Annotated in this window: 12 protein-coding genes and 1 pseudogene; 8 read left to right on the top strand and 5 right to left on the bottom strand. The window is 57.0% G+C overall.

Going from position 1 to position 12,654, the window contains the following annotated elements; genetic code table 11:
• Positions 1-80: 80 nt before the first annotated feature.
• Positions 81-911: a p-hydroxycinnamoyl CoA hydratase/lyase gene (locus ACP7E4_RS14370; protein ID WP_426115350.1), complete on the bottom strand. Its 831-nt coding sequence runs from the start codon at positions 909-911 to the stop codon at positions 81-83.
• A gap of 561 nt (positions 912-1,472) precedes the next feature.
• On the opposite strand from ACP7E4_RS14370, the gene ACP7E4_RS14365 reads away from it, so the two are divergent.
• Entirely contained in the window at positions 1,473-1,961 is a 489-nt protein-coding gene (locus ACP7E4_RS14365; protein WP_426115348.1) for a MarR family winged helix-turn-helix transcriptional regulator, read from the top strand.
• Positions 1,962-2,273: 312 nt separating this feature from the next.
• Here the strand turns inward: ACP7E4_RS14365 and ACP7E4_RS14360 are convergent, their stop codons facing one another.
• Together ACP7E4_RS14360 and ACP7E4_RS14355 are read right to left on the bottom strand one after the other, a co-directional pair.
• Positions 2,274-2,954, bottom strand: a complete 681-nt coding sequence (locus ACP7E4_RS14360) for a substrate binding domain-containing protein (RefSeq protein WP_426224894.1) — start codon at positions 2,952-2,954, stop codon at positions 2,274-2,276.
• A gap of 391 nt (positions 2,955-3,345) precedes the next feature.
• Positions 3,346-3,864: an SgcJ/EcaC family oxidoreductase gene (locus ACP7E4_RS14355; RefSeq protein ID WP_426115344.1), complete on the bottom strand. Its 519-nt coding sequence runs from the start codon at positions 3,862-3,864 to the stop codon at positions 3,346-3,348.
• 173 nt (positions 3,865-4,037) lie between these two features.
• On the opposite strand from ACP7E4_RS14355, the gene ACP7E4_RS14350 reads away from it, so the two are divergent.
• The 4 genes from ACP7E4_RS14350 to ACP7E4_RS14335 are packed head-to-tail and all read left to right on the top strand — an operon-like array spanning position 4,038 to position 8,642.
• A complete protein-coding gene (locus ACP7E4_RS14350) occupies positions 4,038-5,222 on the top strand; it encodes a sensor histidine kinase (RefSeq protein ID WP_426115342.1) in 1,185 nt (394 codons plus the stop codon).
• A complete protein-coding gene (locus tag ACP7E4_RS14345) occupies positions 5,219-5,872 on the top strand; it encodes a response regulator (RefSeq protein ID WP_426115340.1) in 654 nt (217 codons plus the stop codon). The genes ACP7E4_RS14350 and ACP7E4_RS14345 overlap by 4 nt, the downstream gene beginning before the upstream one ends.
• On the top strand, positions 5,869-8,187 hold the full coding sequence (locus ACP7E4_RS14340; RefSeq protein ID WP_426115338.1) for an ATP-binding protein: 2,319 nt from the start codon (positions 5,869-5,871) through the stop codon (positions 8,185-8,187). The genes ACP7E4_RS14345 and ACP7E4_RS14340 overlap by 4 nt, the downstream gene beginning before the upstream one ends.
• Positions 8,184-8,642, top strand: coding sequence for a response regulator (locus tag ACP7E4_RS14335; protein ID WP_426115336.1), 459 nt, complete (start codon positions 8,184-8,186; stop codon positions 8,640-8,642). Before ACP7E4_RS14340 ends, ACP7E4_RS14335 begins: the two co-directional genes overlap by 4 nt.
• 199 nt (positions 8,643-8,841) lie before the next feature.
• On the opposite strand, the pseudogene ACP7E4_RS14330 reads toward ACP7E4_RS14335, so the two are convergent.
• Positions 8,842-9,613 (bottom strand): annotated as a pseudogene (locus tag ACP7E4_RS14330) (transposase); the annotation flags it as partial.
• Between ACP7E4_RS14330 and ACP7E4_RS14325 the strand changes: the two are divergent.
• Complete coding sequence (locus ACP7E4_RS14325; RefSeq protein ID WP_426115334.1) at positions 9,612-9,767, top strand: hypothetical protein; 156 nt, start codon at positions 9,612-9,614, stop codon at positions 9,765-9,767. The pseudogene ACP7E4_RS14330 and the gene ACP7E4_RS14325 overlap by 2 nt on opposite strands.
• 115 nt (positions 9,768-9,882) lie before the next feature.
• Here ACP7E4_RS14325 and ACP7E4_RS14320 read toward each other — a convergent pair whose 3' ends face one another.
• Positions 9,883-10,443 (bottom strand): hypothetical protein, encoded by a 561-nt coding sequence (locus ACP7E4_RS14320; protein WP_426115332.1) that lies wholly within the window; start codon positions 10,441-10,443, stop codon positions 9,883-9,885.
• 832 nt (positions 10,444-11,275) lie between these two features.
• Between ACP7E4_RS14320 and ACP7E4_RS14315 the strand changes: the two genes are divergently transcribed.
• Together ACP7E4_RS14315 and ACP7E4_RS14310 are read left to right on the top strand one after the other, a co-directional pair.
• Positions 11,276-12,145 (top strand): AraC family transcriptional regulator, encoded by an 870-nt coding sequence (locus tag ACP7E4_RS14315; protein ID WP_426115330.1) that lies wholly within the window; start codon positions 11,276-11,278, stop codon positions 12,143-12,145.
• A 129-nt stretch (positions 12,146-12,274) separates the two neighbouring features.
• Positions 12,275-12,654, top strand: a 380-nt coding sequence (locus ACP7E4_RS14310; protein ID WP_426115328.1) for a transposase, incomplete at its 3' end; no start/stop codon positions are given.

The following is a 12,654-nucleotide window of genomic DNA, read 5'->3' as shown; positions in this document are numbered from 1 at the left end:
GGAATTCGTTCAAGCGGTATGACAGTAGGGCAAGGACGCGGCAGCGAACAGCAGGATGCGCCCGATGTGCGCTGCGGACTTCAGCGTTTATACGTCTGCAGGCCGGGTTTGATGCTTTTGTCATCGAGGAACTGCTTCATGCCCTGCTCGCGGCCGCCTTCGGTGTCGAGCAGTCGCGACTGGTCGAGCTTGGCGTACAGGTAGTCCTCGTTCTGCTCCCAGGTCAGCTCGCGGCAGCGTTTGAAACCCTGTTTGGCCGCACGCAGCACCACCGGGTTTTTCTCCAGCAGATTGCGCGCCAGGTCGACGGTCACGTCACGCAGTTGCGCCAGCGGCACACTCTCGTTGACCAGGCCCATCTCGGCGGCTTTCTGCCCGCCAAAGGTCTTGCCGGTCATGATGTAGTAAAGCGACTGGCGATGGCCCACGGTGTCGGCCATGGCCTTGCTCACCAGATTGCCCGGCGGAATGCCCCAGTTGATTTCCGACAGGCCGAAGGTTGCCTCGTCGGCGCAGATCGCCAGGTCGCAGGCGACCAATGGGCTGAAACCACCGCCAAAGCACCAGCCGTTGACCATCGCGATGGTCGGTTTGGCGTACATGCGCAACAGCTTCCATTGCCACTGAGAGGCTTCGCGGCGAATCTTTTCCTGAAGGATTTCCGGGCCGGCATCCACTTCGCGAAAGTACTCTTTCAAATCCATACCGGCGGTCCAGGCTTCACCGGCACCGGTCAACACCAGCACGCCGGCGTCAGGATCCTGTTCGAGGACTTCCAGCACCTCGATCATTTCGCGGTTCAGGGTCGGGCTCATGGCATTGCGTTTTTCCGGACGATTGAGGATGACCCAGGCGATGCCCTCTTCGATTTCGACCTTGACGGTTTTCCAGCGACCTTCGTAATTGCTCATAGCGGTTGCTCTCTTGTTGTTGGCTTGAAGATGAGCAAAACCTAACCGGCAATTTTAGTTATGTCAATTAACCATTAATAAAATTAATCAAACTGTGTTCACACTCGACGGTATAGCAACTCTGCTCTCCAGCGCGCTGCTGCTTTTCACTTTGCCGGAATCGGTGCGGTTTCTGGTGAGCAAGCACCAGCGACCTGAAACGGTGGTGCGAATCCTCAAGCGCCTGGGTCCAGGCATCGATGTCCGATCCGGTGATCGGTACTTTCTCGCCTCGTGGAGTCCGCTGGTTTATCAGTACGCGGGATTCGACCGGGCTACGGCGTCATGGGCAATACCGTGGCGCGCATCGACAGACGCTCGACCGTGAAAGCCGAGCTTTTGACAACATCGCAACAGTAGAGGAAAAGGCAATCGAGGAGGTTTGCAGTCTGAAGCCCTTGGCTAATGGGGTGCCGATATTTACATTCGGCAATGTATTGAACGTTACGGTAGCTATCGACCGATAACCTCGGCAAACTAGATAGCTTTCTTAACTTCATTCCCACAAGGACTCCACTTTCAATGGCCAAGCCTTCCAACATTGCCGACGCGAGTGAGGTGTTACCCGGCAGCACCGAGGTGCAGGCGCCGCTGGACACAGCACTGGACGACCTGATCGGTTATGCCCTGCGCAGAGCCCAACTCAAGTTGTTCCAGAACCTGATCAGCCGACTGTCGAAGCACGACCTGCGGCCTGCGCAATTCTCCGCCCTGGCCATCATCGATCAGCATCCCGGGCTGATGCAGGCCGACCTGGCCAAGGCGCTGGCCATTGAACCACCGCAGGTAGTGCCCCTGCTGAACAAGCTGGAAAGTCGTGCGCTAGCCGTGCGGGTTCGCTGCAAACCGGACAAGCGCTCCTATGGCATATTTCTCAGCAAGACCGGCGAGACCTTGCTCAAGGAATTGAAACTCATCGCAGCGCAGAGTGATATCGATTCCACTGCCGCGCTCGATAGCGCAGAACGCGAGGAGTTACTCAGACTGTTGAGAAAGGTTTATCAGGAGTGAACTTCGCTCGTCCAACTGTCCCAACTCCAGGCTGCTCATGCCTTGCCGGAAAAAATACTCCGCACTTCTTTTTGCCTGTTTCTGTTGCTCTGTTCGGCGCGGCTCATGATCAAGGGATGACTTGGGCGGCGAATCTGAAGGTCGTCTCGTGCAGTTCCCGGGCGGCCCACTGGCGATTTTGAATCTGGTCAAGCTTGGCTAGAGCGCAAACATTCAGTGCTTTGAATCACTCCATACCATTGTGAGTTCAACGCTGGCCTTACCTATTTCCCAGCCAGCGATTGCCGTCCACAGGTTCATACCCTTGCGCGGCTACACATTCACCGGGAATGTCTGCTCTCCCGGTTTCTCCAACACCAACTCGATGAATGCAGAGACGGCCAAAGGCAAATGTTTTCGACTGGGGTAGAGCAAGTGCAGGCCATATCCAGTGCGATAGTAATGCGGCAGCATCGCAATACCTAATCCAGCCAGCGTGGCCTTACGCAATGCTTGAGCAGTGTTGCCATTGAAACGGCTGGTGATCTGTACATCGCTCTCGACACCGCCGGGCCCCATAAGACGCCACGTCGTGATTCCGCGGGGATGAGCAAAGGTCACGCAGTCGTGATTTTCCAGGTCCTTTAGCGTGACAGGCAAGCCGCGCTTTTCGAGGTAATCCGGGCTGGCTACCAACCCCTCATTACCTGCTCCAACCAGTTGGCGACCGACGTATCCCGAGTCCTGCAAAGTGCAGCCTCGGAATGCAATATCAATCCGGTCGGCAATCAGATCGGTCCGCGCATCATTCAGCACGAACTCCAGTCGCACGTGTGGACGCCTGGCGAGAAAATCAGCCATCGCCGCAACGCGCACCGTACCGCTTGGTTCCTGGCTACCCGTCACCAATTGCTGTCCGGCATCGAGCAGGCCTTCTACCGCACCAGAACAACGCTCATGAAACAGCTCCCCGGAATGGGTCAGTGTGTGTTTGCGCGTCGAGCGCTGGCCCAACGGCCAGATCAAGCGGCTATAACTACTGCGGTGACTTGGTCATTCGTTCAGTTGATGGTCTCCGACATCGTCAAATCTGACGACTTTCCCAAGATCCATGCGTATGCGCAGCATCTGGAGCAGACAGAGCTGTTCCAACGCTATCCGATCGACTGAGTGATGGTGGCGGGAAGCTCTATGCGGCCTTGATGGAGCCGACAGAATGGCTCGGCTCTGCAGACATTTAGCGCTATCCGCTCCACCTCCTGACAGACCAGCCAGCACGGCGGCTGCACAGCCAGCTCGATGCCAGTCCCTATCATCAATGGCCGCGAGATGGTCTACATCAACCACTGGGATGCGGCCAGTCGTGGTATTCAGGGGCTTTCCGGATTGGCAACGGATAACTCGCTCATTTTCCGGTGTGTAGTATCTGTGCTTCCGGCATCGCCGAAGAGTGGTGGTTGAGAATTTTCCACTGACCGTTAACCTGTTCGTAGACGAAGGTGTAGCGCGCCTGTACTTGACGGGTCTTTCCGCTGGCGTCGGTCAGAGTGAACGTGTAGACGCCACTGTCCATGGCAACATTGGCGCCCAGTTGATGGATTTCGCGGTAGTTGATCTGGCCCACCGGTTTCATCGGCAGGAAGTGATCGAAGTAGTCCTTGATCTCCGCTGGCGTGGTGCGCACCTGATTGGAAACCGTCGGCTGCAGCACGGCGTTCGGGGCGTAGAGGTCCACGACGGTTTGCGAGTTACCGGTCTTCAAGGCGCGGTTCCAGCGGTCAAACAAACCGGCAATCTCTCGGTCCTTCACGTTGGCCGGCGCTTGGGCCACGGCGCGGTAAACGTACGGGGCGGTCTCTGCTGCTTGTACAAACGGGGCGCTAAGGGCAAAAAACAGGGCGATGGCCGGGGTTTTCAGTTTCATTGCGATACTCCATGGGTGATTGGTGAGCCCACTTTGCCAACTCACCAGCCAGCCGACATCGGCCAACCAGAGTCATTTACCTATGCCATTCGGCAGATAGCGCTCAAGCCCGTTAACAAGGTTTAATGACCCCCCCTGCGCCCGCGGGCCTGTCTCAACGCCGGAGCCGAACCATGCAACGCCCTCCTCACGACCCCGGTAGCGCCCTGGCCATCCGTACTCAATATCGACAATCCGAGAGTCGCGCGGCGCGCCTGCGGTTGTTGGTGGACACCGGGCAGGAGTTGACCCAACTGGCCCCTGACGCCATGCGCGAGCGCGTGTTGGCGCGGGCTTGCGCGTTCCTCGCGATGGACCATGGGTTGCTGCTGGAATGGGACGCTGAGGGGCACGTCAGTACCACCGCCCGGCATGGCAGTCGTGATCGACTGAACAGCCTTGATACCGTCGCCGACTGTGCCATGCACACGCCATGTTGGCAGGAGCGTCCGGGGGAAGCCCTGCCCTGCGTGCTGCGAGTTCCGCTGCGCGGCGGCGACGGGAATGCCTTTGGCGCCCTGGTTCTGGCCAACAGCGTCAGCCTGAGGACGCCGGACAGCGAAGACAGCGAATCTCTGCAACTGCTCGCTACCCTGCTGGCCGCGCACCTTGAAAACAATCGATTGCTGATGGCGCTCAAGGCCCGGGATCGGACCCTGTCGGATCTGGTCAAGCGACTGTTCCGCGCCCAGGAAGACGAGCGTAAACGCGTGGCCTATGACTTGCACGATGGCCTCGCCCAAACCCTCGCTGGACTGCATCAGCGCCTGCAAGGTTTCGCCGGGAACTGCCCGCCACTGCCGGCCCCCCTTGGGGCGAACTTGCAGGCGATTCTGGCGCTGGCCCAACACTCTGTGGGTGAGAGCCGGCAACTGATCGGCGGCTTGCGTCCGACGGTACTCGACGATTTCGGATTGCTGAAGGCGGTCGACAAAGAGGCCGATCGGCTGCGTGACGCCGGGATCAGTGTGCAGTGGCTTGCACGTTGCGAGGCGCGCTTTCCCAGCCAGGTAGAAATCGCGTTGTTCAGGATCGCCCAGGAAGCAGTCAACAACACCCTCAAACATGCCCGGGCCAGCCAGGTACAACTGACGCTGGAACTGCGCGAAGGCCATGCCTTGCTACGGGTGGCCGATAACGGCAGAGGCTTTGCCCTGGTACAGCAACTCGACACCGATGGCACTCGGCATCTGGGCCTGGCCACCATGCAGGAACGCGCCAGCCTGCTGGGTGGAAGCCTAACCTGCACCAGCGCAATCGACGGCGGCACCCAACTGCACGCCCGCGTGCCTGCCCACCTGAATGGAACACCTCAATGACCCAAGCCTTCCGTCTAGTGCTGGCCGACGACCATGAAGTTACGCGTACCGGTTTCGTCGCGCTGCTAGCGGGTCATCCGCAATTTGAAGTAGTCGGCCAGGCCTGCGATGGTCAGGAAGCGGTCGAACTGTGCGAACAGTTGCTTCCGGACATCGTCATCCTCGATATTCGCATGCCGGTGCTCAACGGTCTGGGCGCGGCACGGATTCTTCAGCAACGCCTGCCGTCGCTGAAAGTGGTGATCTTCACAATGGACGACAGTCCCGATCACCTGGAAGCGGCAATGAATGCTGGTGCCATTGGGTATCTACTCAAGGACGCCAGCCGTGGTGAAGTGATCGACGCCTTGCAGCGGGTTGCCGCCGGTGAAGAAGCCATCAATAGCACGGTCAGCGCCCGCCTGCTGCGGCGCATGACCCAACGCAATGCCTGCGACGCCATACCCACCGAAAACCTCACTGCTCGGGAACGCCAAGTGCTTGGACTGGTGGCTACCGGCATGAGTAACCGTGAAATCGGCGAGAAACTGGGCATTACCACCGGCACGGCAAAAACCCACGTCGAACGGGTCATCGGCAAACTCGGGGCTGCAGATCGAACCCAGGCGGCGGTCCGTGGCATTGTCCTGGGCCTGGTGACTCAACCATGAAGGTGTTTTACGCCAGACGCTGGGCCGACCTGCCGCTACGGAGCAAGGCCTTAGTAGTGATTTCCTTGCCCCTGGTGGTCCTGCTGCTGTCTCTGGTGTTGATTTACATTGCCGAACGCCAGACCGCCCGCGCCGAAGAAGACGTACGCCGGGTATTGTTGGTACAAGGCGATATCCAGACCGTGCACACCTTGCTCGCCGAAGCAGCCGCCAGTGTGCGCGGTTATCTGCTGACCCGTCGGGAAGACTTCCTGCCGGGTTACCTGAACGCCAAGCCCCTGATCGAATCAGCCCTGCGCCGGCTCGACAGCAACGTTCGTGATGAACGGGTGCGTGCACAACTCATCGCCATCACGCCGCTGATCAACACTAGAGTCGATGGTCTGGAAGAACTGCTTAGTGATCGCCAGACAAACCCCGACGCGTTCACCACCATCCTGATCAACAACAAACACATCCTCGACGAATTGCGCGAGCACATCAGCACCATGCTCACCCTCGAAGACACCTTACTTGCCGAGCGTACCGCTGCTGCGTCCGCGACCCGCCAGCGGCTGTTGCTCTCAACACTGCTGGCCGCCCTCTGCGGGTTGTTTGGCGCCATCGTTGCGGTGCTGTTTTTGTCTAAGGGCATCGTCGCCCGGGTGCAGCAAGTCCAAGGCAACGCCCAACGCCTGGCCCTCGGTCAGCCGTTACTGCCGCAGCCGCCAGAGCAAGATGAGATTGGCCAGTTGGGCACTCGTCTGGTGGAAGCCGGCATACTGCTGGCCGAGCGCGAGCGAGCTTTGCGCGACAATGAAGAGCGCTTGCGACTGATCATCGACGGCGTGAAGGACTACGGGATCTTCGCCCTCGACACTCAGGGTTATGTCACCAGTTGGAACGCTGGTGCCGAGCGGATCAAGGGCTACACCGAACAGGAAATCATCGGCCAGCACTTTTCCGTGTTTTACCTGACGCAAGAGTGCCCGCAACATCCCGAGATGGCCCTGCGGGAAGCCATGCGCGACGGGCATTACATGGAAGAAGCCTGGCGTTGCCGCAAGGATGGCAGCCGCTTTTGGGCCAGCGTGGTAATCACCGCTCAATACGACAGCAGCGGTGCGTTACGCGGTTTCTCGAAAATCACCCGGGACATCACCGACCGCCGTGCGGCCGAGATTGCACTGCGCACCGCCCGCGAAGAAGCCGAGCGCGCCAGTCGGGCCAAAAGCGAGTTTTTGTCGCGCATGAGCCACGAACTGCGCACACCGCTGAACTCGATTCTGGGCTTTGCGCAACTGTTGGACATGGACTCGCTACCCGGACAAAAGACCCAGATAGGCCATATCCTGCGCGCCGGCCAGCACTTGCTGACGCTGATCAACGAAGTGCTGGACATTGCCAAGATCGAAGCCGGACGCCTGCCGCTAAACATCGAATCGGTACCGTTGGCAATCGCGCTGCAAGAAGCCTTGACACTGGTCTCGCCGATGGCTGCAGATGCCGGTATTCATCTGGAGTCATTGCCGACGCTGGCCGCTGACAGCGGGATTGTCGCTGATCGACAACGCCTGACCCAGGTTCTTCTGAACCTGCTGTCCAATGCCATTAAGTACAACCGGCCTGAGGGTCAGGTGAACATAGAGGTCAAGGTTGATCAACAACGGACTGCCGTGTCAGTCTGCGATACCGGCAAGGGCATTGCGGCTGATCGACTGGACCAACTTTTCAAACCGTTCGAGCGACTTGAGACGAATCCGAACGTGGAAGGCAGCGGCCTCGGCCTGGCGCTGAGCAAGAGCCTTCTGGAAATGATGAACGGCAGCCTGACCGTGCAAAGCCAACCCGGCACTGGCTCAAGATTTACTTTGGAACTGCCTTTTGTGCGCCTACAGCAACCCGCCGGGCCCGTCGCTGCGCCCATCGACGCCCTGCCGCAGATCCCCGGCGCCAAGGTCCGGGGCAAGGTGTTATGCATCGAAGACAACCTCTCCAGCCTGGCACTCATCGAGACCTTGCTGCAACAGCGCCCCGGAATAAAACTGCTCTCGAGCATGCAAGGGCAGCTGGGGCTGGACCTGGCCGCGCAACACGCACCGCAGCTTATTCTGCTGGACGTCTCCCTGCCGGACATCGAAGGGCTCAACGTCCTGCAGCGCTTGCGCCAGTCCGCGATCACCCGTACCACGCCAGTGCTGATGATCACCGCCGACGCCAGTGACCTCACGCGCCAGGCCTTGTGCAAGGCCGGCGCGACGGCGGTGTTGACCAAACCCATTCACGTTCCTTCGTTCCTCGCCTACCTCGACCAATACTTTCCGGAGCCAGTGTGAACACCGACCTGCGTATTTTGATCATTGACGACCAACGCCCCAATCTAGATCTGGTGGAGCAACTGCTGGTACGCGAGGGGCTGACCAACGTCCTGAGCAGCACCCAACCGCTGCGCACCTTGGACCTGTTCAACAGTTTCGAGCCGGACCTGGTGATTCTCGACCTGCACATGCCTGAGTTCGACGGATTTGCCGTCCTTGAACAACTCAACCGACGCATCCCGAGCGACGAATACCTGCCGATCCTCGTGCTCACGGCCGACGCCACCCGCGACACTCGTCTGCGGGCGCTGGCGCTGGGGGCCAAGGATTTCATCAGCAAACCGCTGGATGCCTTGGAAACCATGCTGCGGGTGTGGAACCTGCTGGAAACCCGCGCCCTGTACAAGACCCTTAGGACGCTGATACCTGCGGATCAGATCGACTTGTTAAAACGACGTAGTACGACGTTGTAAAATCATTCGGCTATTTCATGAATCCAATACCGACGGCGAACTCAAAAACAGAAAAAAGACCCTGAAGTTATCGCTGTTTCTGGAATCAAGTTAAGGATTGCCAAAAAAGCCACGTCAACAACTTCAAGGGATTAGCCAACCTGGCAATACTCCATCCAGTTCCCCTCATTTGATGCTTGCGGACGATTGACCTTGTTTGCGGCTCAATATCTTTTTCGTCCACCATCCAGGCCAGCATCGGTGCGGTTCCATAAGCGGTATCGCCAATGAGCCGATCCGGCTGGATGGCGAACTGTTCTTCGGCCCGTTCAATCATGGTCCTGGTGCTTTCGACCTCGGCGGTTCGATGGGCGGGTGTCGGCTCCACGTCCACAATCACACCATGCTCGACATCAATGAGATCGTTCGTCGAGTAAGCAAAGAACGCTGGGTCTCCAGGAGCTGCGGTCCAGCGTGCAAGGGGATCGGTCAACGACAGGCGCTTTGGCAGTGTTTCGGCCAAAGCTTCTTTATCTAGCGCTTCAAGGTACTCACGCACGGCACGAGTACTTAGCACCGGATCACTCCAGTTGCTATCTTCGTTGCCGGGTACGCCTCGTTGTCGACTGGCATCTGCCTTGATGACACTCGCGTCCACAGCAAAACCTTAGCCCTTGAGCAGACCTGCGTCCATGCAGCGGCGCAGCACCTCGTTAAATAGCCAGCGATACGCCTGGTTCAAATGAGCTTCTTCGCATAACCCGCGTTCGGAGCGAATACCGCAGCAGTAGCCCATGATCAGCAGGCGGATCATCAGTTCAGGATCAATCGAGGGACGCCCAATCGGGCTGTAAAAGTCGGCGAGGTAATGGCGTAGATCGCTTAGATCGAGGCATCGATCAATGTTGCGCAGGAGGTGATTGGCTGGGATGTGATTTTCAATGTTGAACGAGTAAACAGTCTCTCTGCCCACTCGACAATTGTCCGATCATGCTGCGAATCCTCCCGCTGGCCGATGACCTGATTTTGCAGCAGGCCAGGCAGGCGATCTACTTTTTCAACAGAATCGGCCAGAAGCGGACGGCCAGTGAACCGCAAGCACAGCAACGAATCTACCCGTTTACGGCGATTCGTCACTCCCAGTAACCACGATGCTACCGCTTACTGGTTCAGCGTTATCGGGAAGTCTGGAATGCACGGATTGTGGACAGGCCGATTTGATACCCGGCTTACGGGCGAAGCGAGCGATTTGAACCACATATTAAGGAGCTGCGCATTGACCTTCTTGAAGGAAGTCTTTTAGCGCGGCCTGATAAATAGTTAACGGTTGATTATCGGTGTTGAACATAGCAAATGGAATCACCGTGATATGTGAAAATGTCATCGAGCCTATTGAATAGGTTTTTTGCCTGCAAAAGCCCTGCTTGTTAATGAGTGTGAAGTTAAACTTAAACAGCTCTGGCCTTGTACACCAGCTGGGAATCAAGCCGAGACTTAATCCCGTCAAGTACTCTTGTGTACAAGCACCACCGGATGAAAATTCCGAGATTTTTATTTCTAATTCAGGGAGAGTCGACGCTATCGACCTCGAGCTATTGTCTTTTGCAGTTGGAATCATTTTTTGCGTCACTTCGTATGCGCTCTTTCCGAAGCGACTGTCTTTCCATGGGGCGTCAACCTCATAAGTGAAGCTGGAGATCATTTCTTTTTTTCCGGATTCAACACGATCGCTGATGATCGGCTTGGACGCATATGATGTACAGCCGGAGCCTACAATAACACTGCTGAAAACAACCAAGCTATAAGCACTTACGCGACGCATTTTGAGTTCCCCTAACTATTAATTAACCGACATCTCTGTCGCATCACGCTTGATAAGTGTCGTATAGCGTCCCATCACCCCCCCTACGTTTTCAATCAGCCTAAAAGGCGAGCCTGCCAGCACGACATCGGCAAGCAAGAAAATGACAGCGTTTGATGCACATTACCGGTGCACTCGTTGCGTGTCCACGGCCTACTATTGACCGTTTGAGTCACTGATTGGCAAGGAATGATTGACCCTGGCCCTGACAAACCACGCGCTGAAAGTCCCAATGGATAGCCAAGGAAGAACTGATGTCGGAACAAACTTTTGAAAGCCTGCTGGAAACAGCCATGCCGGCCTTGATGAACAAGCAGGAGCAGCTCCATCGCGATTACGGGCACGGCGACATGGCTCGCTAGTGGCTGGATCAGGAGACCGCTACTGTCCAATTCTTCGATGAGGACGACCGGTTGGCCGTCGAAGCGCAGATCATCAACATCGACTCCTTTGCACCCAGGCACTGCAGCTGGATGTGGATGACTGCTATCGGCCCAGACTGTGTGAAAACGTCACGAGCGAAGACAAGACAAGGCAAAAACAGGCGAAAAAGCGGAGTCCAGGTGTTCTAAATGAGCATTTTTCGCCTGTTTTTAACGCAGTATTGTCGAGCGCAGTAGTTTTCACACAGTCTGCGCCAGAAGTGGACACCTGCAATGCCCCCTGACCTTTACATCTCGTTGGAAGAAATCGGATTGGCCAATCCAAACGTGCCTTGAGCAAACGCGGCTAGGCGCGCTCGCACCGCTATAGTCGACTCTATTGCCGACCGTACTTTCAGGAGCTTTTCCCAGTGTCTGACATGCCGACCCATTTCGCTTACACAAAACGCTTCAACGACGTACTCGCCTACATTGATGCCAATCTCGAAGGTGACCTGTCGGTGAAGACGTTGAGCCATGTGGCGAACTTTTCGGCATTTCACTTCCATCGACAATTCACCGCGTTCGTTGGAGTGCCTGTCTCACGTTATGTGCAACTGATGCGACTACGACGCGCGGCACATAGCCTAGCCGCCCTCGCTGATCATTCGGTACTGGACGCCGCACTCGGTGCCGGCTTTGAAAGTCCCGAGGCATTTTGCAGGGCGTTCAGGCGGGCGTTCGGTACGACGCCGAGTGCGTTCAGGAGTGAACCGAACTGGCAGGTCTGGAATGCGGTATTCGCAATCCCTCACTTTTCCAGGACTATCATCATGCAAGTACGAATCGTAGATTTCCCTGAAGTCAGGGTAGCAGCGCTTGAGCACTGCGGACCAGCCGGGCTCGTCAATGAGAGCGTGCGCATGTTCATCGAGTGGCGTATGCAGAGCGGACAGTCCCCGGTGGCATCGAGTCGCACCTTTGGCATTCCCTATAGCAACCCCGATACGACACCTCCACAAGCATTCCGCTTCGCAATCTGCGGCGAGATTCACGAGGCGGTGGCGTCGAATGAGTTCGGCGTGCACGAGATGGTCATTCCTGCCGGTCGCTGCGTCGTGGTGCGACACGCGGGGTCACCGGATCACATCGGGGAAACGATCTATCCGATTTACCGCGATTGGCTTCCTGCCAGTGGAGAGGAACTTCGTGATCAGCCGCTGTTCTTCAATTACCTGAGCGCCTATCCCGAGACACCGCAGGATCAATGGCAAACAGATGTGTATGTTCCACTGCAATAGCGGAGCAAAGCTTTCGACCCTGAGCTGACGTTGACGAGTGTCCGTTCAGGGTCGATTCTGTTGAAAAAGTAGATCTCCTGCTTGGTCTGCGGCAAAATCAGGTCATCGGCCAGCGGGAGGATTCGTAGCATGATGGGGCAATTGCCGAGCGGGCAAGAGAGACTGTCTTACTCGTTCAACATTGAAGATCACATCCCAGCCAATCACCTCCTGCGCAGCATTGATCGATGCCTCGATCTAAGCGATCTGCGCCTTTATCTCGCCGATTTTTATAGCCCAATCGGGCGCCAATCGATTGATCCCGAACTGATGATTCGCCTGTTGGTGGTGGGCTACTGCTACGGCATTCGCTCCGAACGCCGGTTGTGCGAAGAGGCTAATTTGAACCTGGCATATCGCTGGTTCTGCCGATTGAGTCTTGAAGATGAAGTCCCCAATCACTCTACGTTTTCCAAGAATCGCCACGGTCGTTTTCGTGACAGCTCGCTGTTTCGCTGGCTGTTCAATGA

The sequence above is a fragment of the Pseudomonas sp. DSP3-2-3 genome, from assembly GCF_049898225.1.
Taxonomy (GTDB): Bacteria; Pseudomonadota; Gammaproteobacteria; order Pseudomonadales; family Pseudomonadaceae; genus Aquipseudomonas.
This window is presented reverse-complemented; position numbering and strand designations above follow the sequence as displayed.

What these genes read in the sequence shown, in the direction of transcription:
- ACP7E4_RS14350 (WP_426115342.1), top strand. Translation starts at nt 4,038, where the DNA reads ATGCAACGCCCTCCTCACGACCCCGGTAGCGCCCTGGCCATCCGTACT.
- ACP7E4_RS14370 (WP_426115350.1), bottom strand. Translation starts at nt 911, where the DNA reads ATGAGCAATTACGAAGGTCGCTGGAAAACCGTCAAGGTCGAAATCGAA.
- ACP7E4_RS14345 (WP_426115340.1), top strand. Translation starts at nt 5,219, where the DNA reads ATGACCCAAGCCTTCCGTCTAGTGCTGGCCGACGACCATGAAGTTACG.
- ACP7E4_RS14325 (WP_426115334.1), top strand. Translation starts at nt 9,612, where the DNA reads ATGCTGCGAATCCTCCCGCTGGCCGATGACCTGATTTTGCAGCAGGCC.
- ACP7E4_RS14365 (WP_426115348.1), top strand. Translation starts at nt 1,473, where the DNA reads ATGGCCAAGCCTTCCAACATTGCCGACGCGAGTGAGGTGTTACCCGGC.
- ACP7E4_RS14320 (WP_426115332.1), bottom strand. Translation starts at nt 10,443, where the DNA reads ATGCGTCGCGTAAGTGCTTATAGCTTGGTTGTTTTCAGCAGTGTTATT.
- ACP7E4_RS14355 (WP_426115344.1), bottom strand. Translation starts at nt 3,864, where the DNA reads ATGAAACTGAAAACCCCGGCCATCGCCCTGTTTTTTGCCCTTAGCGCC.
- ACP7E4_RS14340 (WP_426115338.1), top strand. Translation starts at nt 5,869, where the DNA reads ATGAAGGTGTTTTACGCCAGACGCTGGGCCGACCTGCCGCTACGGAGC.